This window comes from Pseudomonas sp. PGPR40, assembly GCF_022014505.1.
GTDB lineage: Bacteria > Pseudomonadota > Gammaproteobacteria > Pseudomonadales > Pseudomonadaceae > Aquipseudomonas.
Map to the genome: position 1 here is coordinate 82,810 of NZ_JAKLSP010000029.1, position 15,833 is coordinate 98,642.

General features: G+C 58.6%; 15 protein-coding genes. 13 read left to right on the top strand and 2 right to left on the bottom strand.

All coding sequences use genetic code 11. The features are described 5' to 3' along the window. Nucleotides 1-128 precede the first annotated feature (128 nt). The 5 genes from minD (at nucleotide 129) to MEB48_RS22940 (ending at nucleotide 4,016) form a co-directional block, all read left to right on the top strand. Nucleotides 129-941, top strand: a complete 813-nt coding sequence (gene minD, locus MEB48_RS22920) for a septum site-determining protein MinD (protein ID WP_095051873.1) — start codon at nucleotides 129-131, stop codon at nucleotides 939-941. After that, a complete protein-coding gene (minE, locus tag MEB48_RS22925) occupies nucleotides 941-1,195 on the top strand; it encodes a cell division topological specificity factor MinE (RefSeq protein WP_223487640.1) in 255 nt (84 codons plus the stop codon). Before minD ends, minE begins: the two co-directional genes overlap by 1 nt. Before the next feature lie 182 nt (nucleotides 1,196-1,377). Then, nucleotides 1,378-2,013, top strand: coding sequence for an RluA family pseudouridine synthase (locus MEB48_RS22930; RefSeq protein ID WP_030131660.1), 636 nt, complete (start codon nucleotides 1,378-1,380; stop codon nucleotides 2,011-2,013). Between the two features lie 330 nt (nucleotides 2,014-2,343). Continuing rightward, nucleotides 2,344-3,633 carry a M18 family aminopeptidase gene (locus tag MEB48_RS22935; protein ID WP_237886152.1) on the top strand — a complete coding sequence of 430 codons (1,290 nt, stop codon included), beginning with the start codon at nucleotides 2,344-2,346 and terminating at the stop codon, nucleotides 3,631-3,633. A 206-nt stretch (nucleotides 3,634-3,839) separates the two neighbouring features. Further along, complete coding sequence (locus tag MEB48_RS22940) at nucleotides 3,840-4,016, top strand: hypothetical protein (RefSeq protein WP_237886153.1); 177 nt, start codon at nucleotides 3,840-3,842, stop codon at nucleotides 4,014-4,016. A 45-nt stretch (nucleotides 4,017-4,061) separates the two neighbouring features. Here MEB48_RS22940 and MEB48_RS22945 read toward each other — a convergent pair whose 3' ends face one another. Further along, complete coding sequence (locus MEB48_RS22945; protein ID WP_007898856.1) at nucleotides 4,062-4,775, bottom strand: UTRA domain-containing protein; 714 nt, start codon at nucleotides 4,773-4,775, stop codon at nucleotides 4,062-4,064. Between the two features lie 351 nt (nucleotides 4,776-5,126). Here MEB48_RS22945 and MEB48_RS22950 point away from each other — a divergent pair, with 351 nt between their 5' ends. The 6 genes from MEB48_RS22950 (at nucleotide 5,127) to MEB48_RS22975 (ending at nucleotide 10,480) form a co-directional block, all read left to right on the top strand. Further along, nucleotides 5,127-6,191 carry an ABC transporter substrate-binding protein gene (locus MEB48_RS22950; protein ID WP_237886154.1) on the top strand — a complete coding sequence of 355 codons (1,065 nt, stop codon included), beginning with the start codon at nucleotides 5,127-5,129 and terminating at the stop codon, nucleotides 6,189-6,191. A gap of 179 nt (nucleotides 6,192-6,370) precedes the next feature. Beyond that, nucleotides 6,371-7,177, top strand: a complete 807-nt coding sequence (locus tag MEB48_RS22955) for an alkaline phosphatase family protein (protein ID WP_237886155.1) — start codon at nucleotides 6,371-6,373, stop codon at nucleotides 7,175-7,177. Between the two features lie 5 nt (nucleotides 7,178-7,182). Beyond that, nucleotides 7,183-8,019, top strand: coding sequence for an ABC transporter permease (locus tag MEB48_RS22960; RefSeq protein ID WP_176466872.1), 837 nt, complete (start codon nucleotides 7,183-7,185; stop codon nucleotides 8,017-8,019). Then, entirely contained in the window at nucleotides 8,006-8,806 is an 801-nt protein-coding gene (locus tag MEB48_RS22965) for an ABC transporter permease (RefSeq protein ID WP_237886156.1), read from the top strand. Before MEB48_RS22960 ends, MEB48_RS22965 begins: the two co-directional genes overlap by 14 nt. Next, on the top strand, nucleotides 8,803-9,792 hold the full coding sequence (locus MEB48_RS22970) for an ABC transporter ATP-binding protein (protein ID WP_237886157.1): 990 nt from the start codon (nucleotides 8,803-8,805) through the stop codon (nucleotides 9,790-9,792). The genes MEB48_RS22965 and MEB48_RS22970 overlap by 4 nt, the downstream gene beginning before the upstream one ends. A gap of 34 nt (nucleotides 9,793-9,826) precedes the next feature. Then, entirely contained in the window at nucleotides 9,827-10,480 is a 654-nt protein-coding gene (locus MEB48_RS22975) for an HAD family hydrolase (protein WP_237886158.1), read from the top strand. Nucleotides 10,481-10,604: 124 nt separating this feature from the next. Here MEB48_RS22975 and MEB48_RS22980 read toward each other — a convergent pair whose 3' ends face one another. Beyond that, nucleotides 10,605-11,567, bottom strand: a complete 963-nt coding sequence (locus MEB48_RS22980; RefSeq protein ID WP_237886159.1) for a zinc-binding dehydrogenase — start codon at nucleotides 11,565-11,567, stop codon at nucleotides 10,605-10,607. A 138-nt stretch (nucleotides 11,568-11,705) separates the two neighbouring features. Here MEB48_RS22980 and MEB48_RS22985 point away from each other — a divergent pair, with 138 nt between their 5' ends. Both MEB48_RS22985 and MEB48_RS22990 read left to right on the top strand, forming a co-directional pair. Beyond that, nucleotides 11,706-13,787: a carboxy terminal-processing peptidase gene (locus MEB48_RS22985; protein WP_237886160.1), complete on the top strand. Its 2,082-nt coding sequence runs from the start codon at nucleotides 11,706-11,708 to the stop codon at nucleotides 13,785-13,787. A 126-nt stretch (nucleotides 13,788-13,913) separates the two neighbouring features. Continuing rightward, a complete protein-coding gene (locus MEB48_RS22990) occupies nucleotides 13,914-15,698 on the top strand; it encodes a bifunctional diguanylate cyclase/phosphodiesterase (RefSeq protein WP_237886161.1) in 1,785 nt (594 codons plus the stop codon). Nucleotides 15,699-15,833: the final 135 nt, after the last annotated feature.

Sequence of the window (15,833 nt, forward strand, 5' to 3'; positions counted from 1 at the left end):
AAAGCAGTGTTTACCGGGGGTAAACACCGCTCAGAACCGGATTCCAGCCAAGGCTGTCCGACTGCAGTAGTTTTTCAAGAGATGTTTTTCAGGGGCTAAACGTCCTTTTTCCTTAGGGGTAAAACACCTTGGCCAAGATTCTCGTGGTTACATCCGGCAAGGGTGGTGTGGGTAAGACCACCACCAGCGCCGCTATCGGTACCGGCCTCGCTCTGCGTGGTCACAAAACAGTTATCGTCGACTTCGACGTCGGTTTGCGTAACCTCGACCTGATCATGGGTTGCGAGCGCCGCGTGGTGTATGACTTCGTCAACGTGGTAAACGGCGAAGCCAACCTGCAACAGGCCCTGATCAAAGACAAGCGTCTGGAAAACCTCTACGTCCTGGCCGCCAGTCAGACCCGCGACAAAGACGCGCTGACCGTCGAAGGCGTGGAAAAAGTCCTGATGCAGCTCAAGGAAGACTTCGAATTCGTGGTCTGCGACTCCCCGGCGGGCATCGAGAAAGGCGCCCACCTGGCCATGTACTTCGCTGACGAAGCGATTGTGGTGACCAACCCGGAAGTCTCCTCCGTACGTGACTCGGACCGCATGTTGGGCCTGTTGGCCAGCAAGTCCCGTCGCGCCGAAAGAGGCGAAGAGCAGATCAAGGAACACCTGCTGATCACCCGTTATCATCCAGAACGTGTGAGCAAGGGCGAAATGCTCGGTGTCGAAGATGTGAAGGATATTCTCTCGGTGACATTGCTCGGCGTGATCCCTGAATCCCAGGCGGTGCTCAAGGCATCCAACCAGGGCATTCCGGTGATTCTCGACGACCAGAGCGATGCTGGTCAGGCTTACAGCGATACCGTTGACCGCCTGCTGGGCAAAACCGTGGACCATCGTTTCCTCGATGTCGAGAAGAAGGGATTCTTCGAGCGCCTTTTTGGAGGTAGGTAATGAACCTTTTTGACTTCTTTCGTGCCAACAAAAAGCAAAACACCGCGTCGGTAGCGAAAGAGCGTCTACAGATCATCGTGGCGCATGAACGCGGCCAGCGCAGTACACCGGATTACCTGCCAGCCTTGCAGAAGGAACTGGTGGAAGTCATCCGCAAGTACGTCAATATCGGGTCCGATGACGTGCACGTCGCTCTGGAAAACCAGGGCAGTTGCTCGATCCTGGAACTCAATATCACCCTGCCAGATCGCTGAGTCGATCCGGCAGGAGCCACGGCGGCTCAGGCTCTTACGCACTCCGTAGGAGCGAAGCTTGCTCGCGAACACAGGCAACTCGGTGTATTTGATAGACCGAGGTGATGCATTCGCGAGCAAGCTTCGCTCCTACAGGATGCGGGGCCTGAGCCGCCGTTGGCGTTTGTTACGAGGCTGTTTTAATGCCGTTGTCCAACATCCGCATCATCCATCAGGACGCCGCCGTACTGGTGGTGGACAAACCGACCTTGTTGCTCTCCGTCCCTGGCCGGGCCGATGACAACAAGGACTGCCTGATTACCCGCCTGCAAGAAAACGGCTACCCGGAAGCGCGAATTGTCCATCGGCTGGACTGGGAAACGTCCGGCATCATTCTGCTGGCCCGTGACCCGGATACCCATCGCGAACTGTCTCGGCAATTTCACGACCGCGAAACCGAAAAAGCCTACACCGCCCTGTGCTGGGGACAACCGGAACTGGACAGCGGCAGCATCGACCTGCCTCTGCGCTACGACCCGCCGACCAAGCCACGCCATGTGGTGGACCACGAGTTTGGCAAGCATGCCTTGACCTTCTGGCGTGTGCTGGAGCGTTGTGGCGACTGGTGCCGCGTCGAGTTGACGCCGATCACTGGCCGTTCCCACCAGTTGCGCGTGCATATGCTGTCGATTGGTCATCCGCTGCTGGGTGATGGGCTCTATGCCCACGAGCAAGCACTGGCTGCCTGGCCACGTCTGTGCCTGCACGCGAGCATGCTCAGCTTCACCCATCCCCAGACGGGCGAACGCCTGCGTTTCGAGTGCCCTGCACCTTTCTAGAACAGCAATACGCTCCCTGTAGGAGCGAGCTTGCTCGCGAAAGCGGCATCTCAAGCGACATCCATGTTGACTGTACCGCCGTCTTCGCGGGCAAGCCCGCTCCTACAGCGAAAGCGGCCGCTCAAGCGACATCAATGTTGACTGTACCGCCGTCTTCGCGGGCAAGCCCGCTCCTACAGCGAAAGCGGCCGCTCAGGCGACATCAATGTTGATTGTGCCGCCGTCTTCGCGGGCAAGCCCGCTCCTACAAGGAATCTTCCACACCAGCAGTCCACCGCCAATTCTCTGACCAATACGTTAAACTGGCGCCACTGCTGTCTGGAGCTTCTTATGCGCGAAGAGTTGAACCAAGGCCTGATCGATTTCCTCAAGGCCTCCCCTACCCCGTTCCATGCCACCGCCAGCCTTGTCCAGCGTCTTGAAGCTGCCGGCTATCAACGTCTCGATGAGCGCGAGCCCTGGAACATTGATGCCAACGGTCGTTATTACGTCACCCGTAACGACTCTTCGATCGTCGCGTTCAAAATGGGCCGTCATTCACCCCTGCACGGCGGCATTCGCCTGGTCGGCGCGCACACCGATAGCCCGTGCCTGCGGGTCAAGCCGCAACCGGAACTGCAACGTCAGGGCTTCTGGCAACTGGGCGTCGAAGTCTATGGCGGTGCACTGCTGGCGCCGTGGTTCGACCGTGATCTGTCTCTGGCCGGCCGCGTGACTTTCCGCCGTGATGGCAAGGTCGAGAGCCAGTTGATCGACTTCAAGGCACCGATCGCGACCATTCCGAACCTGGCCATTCACCTCAACCGTGAAGCCAACATGGGCTGGGCGATCAACGCCCAGACCGAACTGCCGCCGATCCTCGCGCAATTCGCCGGTGACGAACGTGTGGACTTTCGTGCCGTGCTCACCGATCAACTGGCGCGCGAACATGGCCTGAACGCCGACGTGGTACTCGATTACGAGTTGAGCTTCTACGACACCCAAAGCGCTGCGGTCATCGGCCTGCATGGCGATTTCATCGCTGGCGCGCGCCTGGACAACCTGTTGTCCTGCTACGCCGGCCTGCAAGCATTGCTGACGGCCGAAACCGACGAAACCTGCGTGCTGGTCTGCAACGATCACGAAGAAGTCGGTTCCTGCTCGGCCTGTGGCGCCGACGGTCCGATGCTTGAGCAAACCTTGCGCCGTCTGTTGCCCGAAGGGGATGAATTCGTACGGACCATTCAGAAATCCCTGCTGGTCTCGGCCGACAACGCCCACGGCGTGCACCCGAACTATGCGGACAAGCATGACGCCAACCACGGCCCGAAACTCAACGCCGGCCCGGTGATCAAGGTCAACAGCAACCAGCGCTACGCCACCAACAGCGAAACCGCCGGCTTCTTCCGCCATTTGTGCATGGCCGAAGAAGTACCGGTGCAGAGCTTCGTGGTACGCAGCGACATGGGCTGCGGCTCGACCATCGGCCCGATCACCGCCAGCCACCTGGGCGTGCGCACCGTGGACATCGGTTTGCCGACGTTCGCCATGCACTCGATCCGCGAACTGTGCGGCAGCCATGACCTGGCACATCTGGTCAAAGTGCTGAGCGCGTTCTACACCTGCCGCGAATTGCCGTAGTTCGAGCGAATCGCAACCTGTGGGAGCGGGCTTGCTCGCGAAGGCGGTGTGTCAGTCGATATTAATGTTATCTGACACACCGCCTTCGCGAGCAAGCCCGCTCCCACACGGATTGCGCTGCTTCTGACTCACGTCTTACCCACAAACCTCCGCTCGCCCGAAAGCCGCCTAGACTTGCAGTACCCCTCTCCGACAAGGCTGTCACCATGATCTCGATGTCATCATTCCACGCCATGCTGATCCCGATTCTTTCCGGGATGATCATGCTCGCAGTCGGCTTCAACTTTCGCGACAAGAACGCTGGCGTGTTCGCGATGTGGGTCGGCATGCTGATGATCCTCGCCACCGTGATCTACAAGATCCTCGCCAAACTCAACGAATAAAACCTCGCGCCCTGATGCTGATGCAGGAGCTGCCGAACGCTGCGTCTACACCACATCCACCCCGACATGAATCGCATCATGGCGCCAAAACTCCAGGTCACAATCGATCAGTCGTTCGTGCTGATCGTAATTGACCCGCGCAATCCGCAACCCCGGGCTGCCCACCGATACTCGTAAAGCCGCCGCCGCGTCCACCGACAATGCCGTCGGCACAATCTCGAAGCGCACCCGCCCGTAATGCAAGTCGTAATGCCGTGCATACAATTCGGTCATCGACTGATTCAAATCGAAGTCCAGAATCCCCGGAAAAAACTGTGGATTGAGGTAGTGCTCCACATACAGCACCAATCGCCCGTCAATCCGTCGCGAGCGGCAGATCTGGATCACGCTCGACAGCGCCGGCAACTGCAACCAGGCACACACCGCCGCCGACGCTGGCTGCAACCGTGCCGAAATCACCTCGGTGGACGGCACCCGTCCCTGGGCACTGACCATCGCGTGAAAGTGGCTGCGCTGCATCAGGTTATAAGCCAGCCGCGGTGGCGACACGAACCAGCCGCGTCGCTCCTCACGATAAATCTGGCCTTGGGCTTCCAACTGCAATAAAGCCTCGCGCACGGTGATCCGCGTGGTACCGAACAACTCACTGAGCTTGCGCTCTGCCGGCAACTTGCTCCCGGGCGCCAACAAGCCGTGGTCGAGCTGTTCCTGCAGAACCTGCCCGATGGCTGTCACCGCTTTGGTGGTCTCGATGCGCATCAACGTTACCTATCTGGACTAGACCAGCACTGGTTCAGGGCAAAAACCGCGATTCAAATCGGCTCCTTCAACTGCCAGCAAGCCTAGGCACTGCATATGACTGACAGATGACAAAGCCGCCGAACGGTCGCGCCAGATACCTGCAATTTTATGGCCAAGTCCCTTTCATATCAGCCTTTTAGCCATGGTCTACGCTTATCTCGCACCCCGCGTATCCGAGCGCAGAAAATTCAGGCCGACCGGTCGTCGACATTAAAATGTCATCCAATCCGCCTAAATTGGCTCAGGTATTGCTGACCTAGACCAACACAACCGCAATCGCAGCGTTGAAAACGCCCAAAGGAGCTTCGGATGAAACAGTTTTTCCTGGCATCACTGTTAGGCTCGACCATTGCCCTGTGCACCTCCGCCATGGCGGCGGATGATCTGAAAACCCTGGAAGCCGCTGCGAAAGCGGAAGGCGCCGTCAACAGCGTCGGCATGCCCGATGACTGGGCCAACTGGAAAGGCACCTGGGAAGACCTGGCCAAGAAATACGGCCTGAAACACATCGACACCGACATGAGCTCGGCCCAGGAAATCGCCAAGTTCGCCGCCGAAAAAGATAACGCCAGCGCCGATATCGGCGACGTCGGCGCCGCTTTCGGCCCGATCGCGGTCAAGCAAGGCGTGGTGCAACCTTATAAGCCAACTACCTGGGAACAGATTCCGGATTGGGCCAAGGATAAGGACGGTAACTGGGCGCTGGCCTACACCGGCACCATCGCGTTTATCATCAACAAAAAACTGCTGCACGGTTCTGAAGCACCGACTAAATGGGCCGACCTCAAGACTGGCAAGTACAAAGTCTCCATCGGTGACGTCAGCACCGCAGCCCAGGCGGCCAACGGTGTACTGGCCGCCGCCCTCGCCAACGGTGGTGACGAGAAAAACATTCAGCCAGCCCTGCTGATGTTCGCCGACATCGCCAAGCAAGGTCGCCTGTCCATGGCCAACCCGACGATTGCCACCATGGAAAAGGGTGAAATCGAAGTCGGCGTGGTCTGGGACTTCAACGGTCTGAGCTACAAGGCCAAGATGGCGAATCCGGATGACTACATCGTGCTGATTCCGTCCGACGGCTCGGTGATTTCCGGTTACACCACCATCATCAACAAATACGCCAAGAACCCGAACGCCGCCAAGCTGACTCGCGAATACATCTTCAGCGATGCCGGCCAAATCAACCTGGCGAAAGGCAACGCCCGCCCGATCCGCGCCGAACACATCAAACTGCCGGAAGACGTGAAGGCCAAGCTACTGCCTAACGAGCAGTACAAAAAGGTCACGCCGATCAAAGACGCCGACGCGTGGGAAAAGACCTCCAAGTCGCTGCCGCAGAAGTGGCAGGAAGAAGTCATCATCAACATGCCGTAAGGCTGTAGCCCGCCATTGGGTGGGCTAGTGGAGATCCAATGTGGGAGCGGGCTTGCTCGCGAAGAGGGACTGACATTCAACATTGATGTTGGCTGACAGTCCGCCTTCGCGAGCAAGCCCGCTCCCACAAGGGATTGGTTGCGTACTTGAATCATCTGTTTTTGCGGAGTTCCAGCCCTATGAAGCACAACGTCATCCTTGTCGTGCTCGACGGCCTCAATTACGAAGTCGCGCGCCACGCCATGGGGCATCTGCAGGCTTACGTTGGCGCAGGACGCGCGGCGCTCTACAAACTGGAGTGCGAATTGCCGGCCCTGTCCCGACCACTTTATGAATGCATCCTGACCGGCGTTACGCCAATCGTCAGCGGCATCGTTCACAACAACGTCTCACGCCTGTCCAACCAGCGCAGCATCTACCATTACGCCACCGACGCCGGCCTGAAAACCGCCGCCGCGGCCTATCACTGGGTCAGCGAGTTGTATAACCGTTCGCCGTTCGTAGCTGCCCGGGACCGTCACACCGACGACCCCGAATTGCCGATCCAGCACGGTCACTTCTACTGGAGCGACCATTACCCGGATTCGCACCTGTTCGCCGATGCGGAAAACTTGCGCCTGCGCCACGCGCCGAACTTTTTATTGGTCCACCCCATGAACATCGACGACGCCGGGCACAAGCACGGCCTCGACACCTCGCAGTACCGCAACAGCGCTCGCTCAGCCGACATCATCCTGGCTGACTATCTGCAAGGCTGGCTCGACGCCGGTTACCAGGTGCTGGTGACGGCTGACCACGGCATGAACAACGACCGCTCGCACAACGGCCTGCTGCCCGAAGAACGCGAAGTGCCGCTGTTCGTCCTCGGCGATGCCTTCAGCTTCAACCAAAACGCCGCACCGAAACAGATCGAAATCTGCGGCACCGTCTGCGAATTGCTGGGCGTGCCCCACGACAAACCTGTGTGCCGGGAGCTGCTCAAGTGAACGCCATGACCCGCGGTAAATGGCTGGCCGCTCTGTGCCTGGTGCCCTTCGCGATTTTCTTCTTCGTGTTCCAGATCGCCCCGCTGCTCTGGGTGATGATCAATAGTCTGGAATCGGAAGAGTTCGGCTGGGGCCTGGCCAACTTCAGCAAAATTTTCAATTCGAAATTCTATCTGCAGGCGATCCGGCACAGCCTCGAGATCAGTTTCTGGTCCAGCGTGTTCGGCATCATCATCGCCGTACTCGGCGCTTACTCCTTGCGCCGGGTCGACTCGAAACTGCGCAACTTCGTCAACGCCTTCGCCAACATGACCAGCAACTTCGCCGGTGTGCCCCTGGCCTTCGCGTTCATCATCTTGCTGGGGTTCAACGGCACCTTCACCATCATGCTGAAACAGGCCGGGATCATTCAGGACTTCAACCTGTACTCGAAAACCGGTCTGATCATTCTCTACACCTACTTCCAGATTCCCCTGGGCGTGCTGCTGCTCTATCCGGCTTTCGACGCCTTGCGCGAAGACTGGCGTGAATCCGCCGAATTGCTCGGTGCCAATGGTTGGCAGTTCTGGCGGCACATCGGTTTGCCGGTGCTGACCCCTGCGCTGTTGGGGACTTTCGTGATTCTGCTGGCTAACGCCCTCGGCGCGTATGCCACGGTCTACGCCTTGACCACCGGCAACTTCAACGTGCTACCGATCCGCATTGCGGCGATGGTCTCCGGCGACATTTCCCTCGACCCGAACCTCGCCAGCGCCCTGGCCGTGGTGCTGGTGGCGTTGATGACCCTGGTGACCATCGTGCATCAGCTGCTGTTGAAGAGGAGCTACCATGTCTCGCGCTGAACTGGGCCCCGTCGGTGTCTATCACCGGGTGGTGGTGTATTTGCTGTTTGCGATTCTGCTGTTACCGCTGCTCGGAACGCTGATCTACTCGATTTCCAGCAGTTGGTCCGCGACTATCATGCCCAGCGGCTTTACCTTCAAGTGGTACCTCCAGCTGTGGAGCGATCCGCGCTTTCTCGACGCGTTCGGCCAGTCGTTGCTGGTTTGCGTCGGCTCGCTGATTCTGTCGGTGGTGCTGATTCTGCCGCTGCTGTTCGTGGTGCATTACCACTTCCCGAAACTCGACGCACTGATGAACATCCTGATCCTGCTGCCCTTCGCGGTGCCGCCGGTGGTGTCATCGGTGGGGCTGTTGCAGCTCTACGGTTCGGGGCCGTTCGCGATGGTCGGTACGCCGTGGATTTTGATCGGCTGCTACTTCACCGTGGCGCTGCCGTTCATGTACCGGGCGATCACCAATAACCTGCAAGCGATCAACCTGCGCGACCTGATGGACGCCGCGCAACTGCTCGGTGCCAGCACCTGGCAAGCGGCGTTCCTGGTGGTGCTGCCGAACCTGCGCAAGGGTCTGATGGTGGCGTTGCTGCTGTCATTCTCGTTCCTGTTCGGTGAGTTCGTGTTCGCCAACATTCTCGTCGGCACCCGCTACGAAACCCTGCAGGTCTACCTCAACAACATGCGTAACAGCAGCGGCCACTTCACCAGCGCGCTGGTGATCTCCTACTTCTTCTTTGTGCTGGTTCTGACCTGGGCTGCCAATATCTTGAACAAGGACAAAAGCGAATGAGCTATGTCAGCGTCCAACACCTGCAGAAAAATTATTCTGGAACCACGGTATTCAGCGACATCAACTGCGAAATCCAGAAAGGTGAATTTGTCACGCTTCTCGGCCCGTCCGGTTGCGGCAAGTCCACCCTGCTGCGTTGTATCGCCGGCCTGACCTCGGTGGACGGCGGCAAGATTCTGCTGGAAGGTCAGGACCTCGTCCCGTTGAGTCCACAGAAACGCGGGATCGGCATGGTGTTCCAGAGTTATGCGCTGTTCCCCAACATGACCGTGGAGCAGAACGTCGCCTTCGGCTTGCGTATGCAAAAGGTCAACGCCGACGACAGCCACAAGCGCGTTGCCGAAGTGCTGGCACTGGTGGAGCTCAACGACTTCGCCGCCCGTTACCCGCATCAATTGTCCGGCGGCCAATGCCAGCGTGTGGCGCTGGCTCGCTCATTGGTGACGCGGCCTCGGTTGTTGTTGCTGGATGAGCCGCTTTCGGCATTGGATGCGCGAATTCGCAAGCACCTGCGCGAACAGATCCGTCAGATCCAGCGCGAACTGGGCCTGACCACGATCTTCGTCACACACGATCAGGAAGAAGCCCTGACCATGTCTGACCGAATCTTCCTGATGAATCAGGGAAAAATCGTACAAAGCGGGGACGCCGAAACCCTCTACACCGCGCCAGTCGATGTGTTTGCCGCAGGCTTCATTGGCAACTACAACCTGCTGGACGCCGACAGTGCCAGCAAACTGTTGCAACGACCGATCACCCATCGCCTCGCGATTCGCCCGGAAGCCATCGAACTGAGCCTGAACGGCGAACTCGACGCGCAGATTCGCAGCCACAGCCTGTTGGGCAACGTGATTCGCTACCGGGTCGAAGCACGGGGCGTGGAATTGGTGGTGGATGTGCTGAACCGCTCGGCGGCCGACCTGCATCCCGATGGTCAGCGCCTGGCGCTTTCCATCGATCCGACGGCCCTGTGTGAGGTAGCCTGATGACTTTGCTGATGTTGAAGAGAGAACTGCACTGATGGCCCTGGCAATTTTTGATCTGGACGAAACCCTGATCCACGGCGACTGTGCCTCGCTATGGAGCGAACAGATGGCCCGCCTCGGCTGGGTCGACGGTGAATCCTTCCTGCGTCGCGACAGGGAATTGATGGATGCGTACGGCAGGGGCCACTTGGCCATGGAGGACTACATGACCTTCAGCCTGGAGCCGATGATCGGACGCACGCCCGAAGAGGTCGAGCATCTGGTCGGCCCGTGGGTGGAAGACTTCATCGAGCCAATCATCTTCAGCGACGCCACCAAAGCCATTGCCGCCCACCGCAAGGCCGGCGACCGGATTCTGGTGATCTCGGCCTCGGGCACGCACCTGGTCGGACCGATTGCCGATCGCATCGGCATCGACGAAATCCTCGCGATCGAACTGGAAGTGGCCCACGGAGTTTATAGCGGCCACACCGTTGGCACCCTGACCTACCGCGAAGGCAAGATTACCCGCTTGCTGGAATGGCTGGATGCCGAAGAAGAAAACCTGGAAGGCGCGAGTTTTTATTCCGACTCACGCAATGACTTGCCGCTGCTGCTGAAGGTGGATTTCCCACACGTGGTGAATCCCGATCCGGTGCTGCTCGAACACGCCGAAAAGGCTGGCTGGCCGATCCATATCTGGAAATAACCCCGCCCACACTGATCGTTCCCACGCTCCGCGTGGGAATGCAGCCCGGGACGCTCCGCGTCCCAGAAGCGGACGCAGAGCGTCCATTGAGGCATTCCTTTGCTGCGCGTGGGAACGATCATCCCTAAACCAGGCTTTCGTCGATCACCAATACCAGTTTGCCGGAAACCTTATTCGTCGCCAGTTCCGCAAACGCCGCTTCGGCATCCTTTATCGCAAATGTCCTGGCCAGTTGCGGGCTCAACCGCCCTTCGGCAAATAACGGCCAGACGTGCTGGCCGAGATCGCTGAACAAGTCAGCCTTGAACTGCTCGTCGCGATTGCGCAGGGTCGAACCCAGCAATTGCAAACGCTTGGCCAGCACCTGAGCCAGATCCAGCTGAGCCTCCCGACCGCCCATCAAACCGATCAGCACCCAACGACCATCGCGAGCCAGCAGCTTGAGATTCAACGCCGCGTAATTGCCACCCACCGGGTCGAGGATCACGTCGAACGGCGCAAGATCATTCAAGCTGTCCAGATCGCGGTTGCGCACCACTCCACCCTGCGCGCCCAACGCTTCACAGTAGGCCAGACGTTCGGCGGAACCGACGCTGACCCAGCACGGATTACCAAACGCCTTGCACAGCTGAATGGCGGCTGAACCGATTCCACTGGCCCCGGCGTGCAGGAGAACTTTCTCACCCGGTTTGAGCGCAGCCAGTTGAAACAAATTCAGCCAAACGGTTGCATACACTTCCGGCAACGCTGCGGCCTCAGCCAGGGACAAACCTTCGGGAACCGGCAGCACATGCCGTCCGTCGACAACTACCTCTTCAGCCATCCCACCCCCGGCCAGCAAGGCGCAAACCCGATCGCCGACCTGCCAGGAAGAGCCCGGACCGACCTCGCTGATTACCCCCGAACACTCAAGACCCAGTACTTGACTGGCCCCCGGCGGTGGCGGATATAGTCCCGCCTTCTGTAACAAATCGGCGCGATTGAGTCCTGCTGCCGCCACCCGGATGCGAACTTGCCCTACATCGCACGCAGGACTCGGCTCTTCAACCCACTCCACTCGCCCCTCAACGCCTTGCAATGCTTTCACAGTGCCTCCATAGTGAGTCTGGACTGAGCCCGAAGCTGTAGCGCCGGGCTTTTTGCATTATGCGACCGGTCCTTGTGGATCCGGCGACTTCAAAGACGGCCTAATATGCGTTATCAATTGTCCCCGCGTCGAATCAGCATGAAGCATCTGCTCCCCAGCACCGCCCTAGCTCTTGTCATTGGTCTCGGTCTTTTGCCGATGTCGAGCAGTTCGTTCGCAGCCAATAGCTGGGACAAGCTTCAGCCCGATCGTGACGAAGTAATCGCCAGTCTGAACGTCGTCGAATTGCTCAAGCGTCACCATTACAGCAAACCACCGCTCGACGATGCGCGCTCCGTGATCATCTACGACAGCTATATCAAGCTGTTGGATCCATCGCGAAGCTACTTCATGGCCAGCGATATTGCCGAATTCGACAAATGGAAAACCCAGTTTGACGACTTCCTCAAAAGCGGCGACCTGAATGCCGGGTTCACCATCTACAAGCGCTACCTGGATCGCGTCAAGGCGCGTCTGGACTTTGCCCTTGCCGAGCTGAACAAGGGCGTCGACAAGATCGACTTCACCGCCAGGGAAACCTTGCTGGTCGATCGCAAGGATGCTCCTTGGCTCAAGACCACCGCAGAACTGGACGACCTGTGGCGCAAACGCGTCAAGGATGAAGTGCTGCGGATGAAGATCTCCGGCAAAGAGTCGAAGCAGATTCAGGAAACCCTGACCAAGCGTTACAAGAATCAGCTGACGCGTCTGGACCAGACCCGTGCGGAAGACATCTTCCAGGCGTACATCAACACCTTCGCCATGTCCTATGACCCGCACACCAACTATCTGTCGCCGGATAACGCGGAGAACTTCGACATCAACATGAGCCTGTCCCTCGAGGGCATCGGCGCCGTGTTGCAGAGCGATAACGATCAAGTGAAAGTCGTGCGCCTGGTGCCTGCCGGCCCGGCGGACAAGACCAAGCAGGTTGCACCGGCCGACAAGATCATCGGCGTGGCCCAAGGCAACAAAGAGATGGTCGACGTGGTCGGCTGGCGCCTGGACGAAGTGGTCAAACTGATTCGTGGGCCGAAAGGTACCGTGGTGCGCCTGGAAGTGATCCCGGCCAGCAATGCGCCGAACGACCAGACCACCAAGATCGTGCCGATCACCCGCGAAGCGGTGAAGCTCGAAGACCAGGCGGTGAAGAAGTCGGTCCTCAACCTCAAGCAGGATGGCAAGGACTACAAGCTCGGCGTCATCGAGATCCCTGCCTTTTATCTGGACTTCAAGGCCTTCCGTGCCGGCGATCCGGACTACAAGAGCACCACCCGCGACGTCAAGAAGCTGCTGACCGAGCTGCAGAAAGACAAGGTTGACGGCGTGGTCATCGACCTTCGCAACAACGGCGGCGGTTCCTTGCAGGAAGCCACCGAGCTGACCAGTCTGTTCATCGACAAAGGTCCGACCGTACTGGTGCGCAATGCCGATGGCCGGGTCGATGTACTGGAAGATGAAAACCCGGGGGCGTTCTACAAAGGCCCGATGGCGGTGCTGGTGAACCGTTTGTCCGCCTCGGCTTCGGAGATTTTCGCCGGTGCCATGCAGGACTATCATCGCGCGCTGATCATCGGCGGCCAGACCTTCGGCAAAGGCACCGTGCAGACCATTCAACCGCTGAACCATGGCGAACTGAAACTGACCCTGGCCAAGTTCTACCGGGTTTCCGGTCAGAGCACCCAGCATCAGGGCGTGCTGCCAGACATCGATTACCCGTCGATCATCGACACCAAGGAAATCGGCGAAAGCGCCCTGCCGGAAGCCATGCCATGGGATACCATTCGTGCAGCCATCAAGCCTGCACTTGACCCGTTCAAACCGTACATCACACAGCTCAAGTCCGAGCATGACGTGCGCACGACCAAGGATGCGGAGTTTGTGTTCATCCGCGACAAACTGGCCCTGGCGCAGAAGTTGATGAGCGAAAAAACCGTCAGCCTCAATGAAGCCGAGCGTCGCGCACAACATGCCGATATCGAAGCCAAGCAACTGACCATGGAAAACATCCGTCGCAAGGCCAAGGGCGAAGAACCGCTCAAAGAGCTGAAGAAAGAAGACGAAGATGCCCTCGCGGGCGAGCCGGACAAGACCAAGCCAGAAGACGATGCCTATCTGAGCGAAACCGGGCGGATTCTGCTGGATTACTTGAAACTCAACACGGCGGTGGCCAAGCACTAAGTTGTGGATGATGGCAATTTAATACTGACGCTCCCCGGAGCGTCATCAAACAGTCATCATTCTGTCGTGAAATGAAGGACTGAGTGCACAGTGCACTCGGTCCTTTTTTTGTCGCCAGAGATCGCCATGACCACAACCGAACAGCTGAGTGCCTTGAGCTCAATACTGACTCAAAGCGGTTTGCACAGCCTGTTCCAGCCGATCATTTCCCTCTCTGAACGACGTATCATCGGTTACGAAGCCCTCAGCCGTGGCCCCTCCAACAGTCCGCTGCACTCCCCCGTCGCCCTGTTCGCGGTAGCCCGTCAGGCCGGTCGCCTCAGCGAACTGGAAATCGCTTGCCGCCAAAGTGCTTGCCGCCGCTTCAATGAACAGCAACTGCCTGGCAAACTCTTCCTCAATGTCTCCCCGGAATCCCTGCTCGAAGCCGCCCACCAACCCGGACGCACTTTGCAACTGCTGCAGGATTTCGGCATACCACCGAGCCAAGTGGTGATCGAACTCACCGAACAGACCCCGACCGACGATTTCCAGTTACTGCAAACCGCCCTGCATCACTATCGGGCGATGGGGTTTTCCATTGCACTGGATGATCTGGGTGCGGGTTATTCAAGCTTGCGGCTCTGGTCTGAATTGCGCCCGGATTACGTCAAGATCGATCGGCACTTTATCGACGGTATTCACCAGGATGCGCTCAAGCGTGAGTTCGTCGGCTCGATTCTGCAGATTGCCAAGGCTTCGCGGGCAAAAGTGATCGCCGAAGGCATCGAATTGCCGGAAGAACTGGCGGTGTTGACGGAGATGGGTGTCGATCTGCTGCAAGGCTATCTGCTCTGCCGTCCGCAGGAGCATCCGCCTCGCGATGCCCGAACCTTGATGCCCAAACCAAACAGCGTCGCCGCGATACTGAACGAGGAAGCCAGTGACCTCAGCGCCCTGCTCAACGACCAACCGGCGGTGACCAGCAACACCCCGACTGCCACCGTGCTGGAAGCCTTCCGCCGCCAGGCCAACCTGAATTCCCTGGCGGTGCTCGACGAACAGGGCCAGCCCTGCGGCATCGTTCACCGTCATTCGCTCTCGGACGCCCTGCTCAAGCCCTTTGCCACCGACTTGTTCGCCCGCAAACCCATCAGCCGCTTGATGAGCGACGACTTCCTTGCCGTGGATCTGAGCCAATCGCTGCAACAAGTCAGCCGCTTGATCACCAGCCGCGCCCGCCAGCGCATCGAAGAAGACTTCATCATCACCCTCAACGGCGGCTATCTGGGTCTGGGCCGAGTGATCGACGTGCTCAAGCTGATTACCGAACTGAAAATCCAGCAAGCCCGCTACGCCAACCCATTGACCCTGCTACCGGGCAACGTGCCGATCCAGCAATGCCTGACACGCCTGCTGCAACAGGAACGGGAATCGGTGATCTGCTACGTGGACATCGACAGTTTCAAACCCTTCAACGACATCTACGGCTACGGTCGCGGGGATGAAGTCCTGCTGTGCCTGGCGCAATGCCTGAACGACCGCGTCGACCCGTCCCGCGACTTCGTCGGACATATCGGCGGCGACGATTTTCTGCTGGTCCTCGGCCCGGAAGACTGGCGCAAACGCCTGAATCAACTGCTGGACGACTTCCATAGCCAATGCCGACGCTTTTATCGAAGCGAACACCTGGAAGCCGGCTGCTTCATCGCCCCCAACCGCCAAGGGGTGCGGCAGGAGTTTCCGTTGCTGTCCCTGTCCATCGGCGTGGTGCATTTGCATCCACAGGCCTGTGGACTACTCGATGCGAGCCAGTTGGCCGAGATGGCCTCACAGGCCAAGCATCACGCGAAGAATGTGCCGGGGTATAGCGTGCATGTGATTGATAGCCTGGACCTGAAGAAGAACTGCTCATTGGGCATCGCTGATTGATCTGGCGCCTTCGCGGGCAAGCCTCGCTCTCATCAAACAAAAAATAACCAATTGATTTAAAAAGAAAAATCACGCTGCCTTCACCAAGTCCATCCCCAGTTTCCGAGCCTTGCGCAGCAAGGCTCGGAACTGACG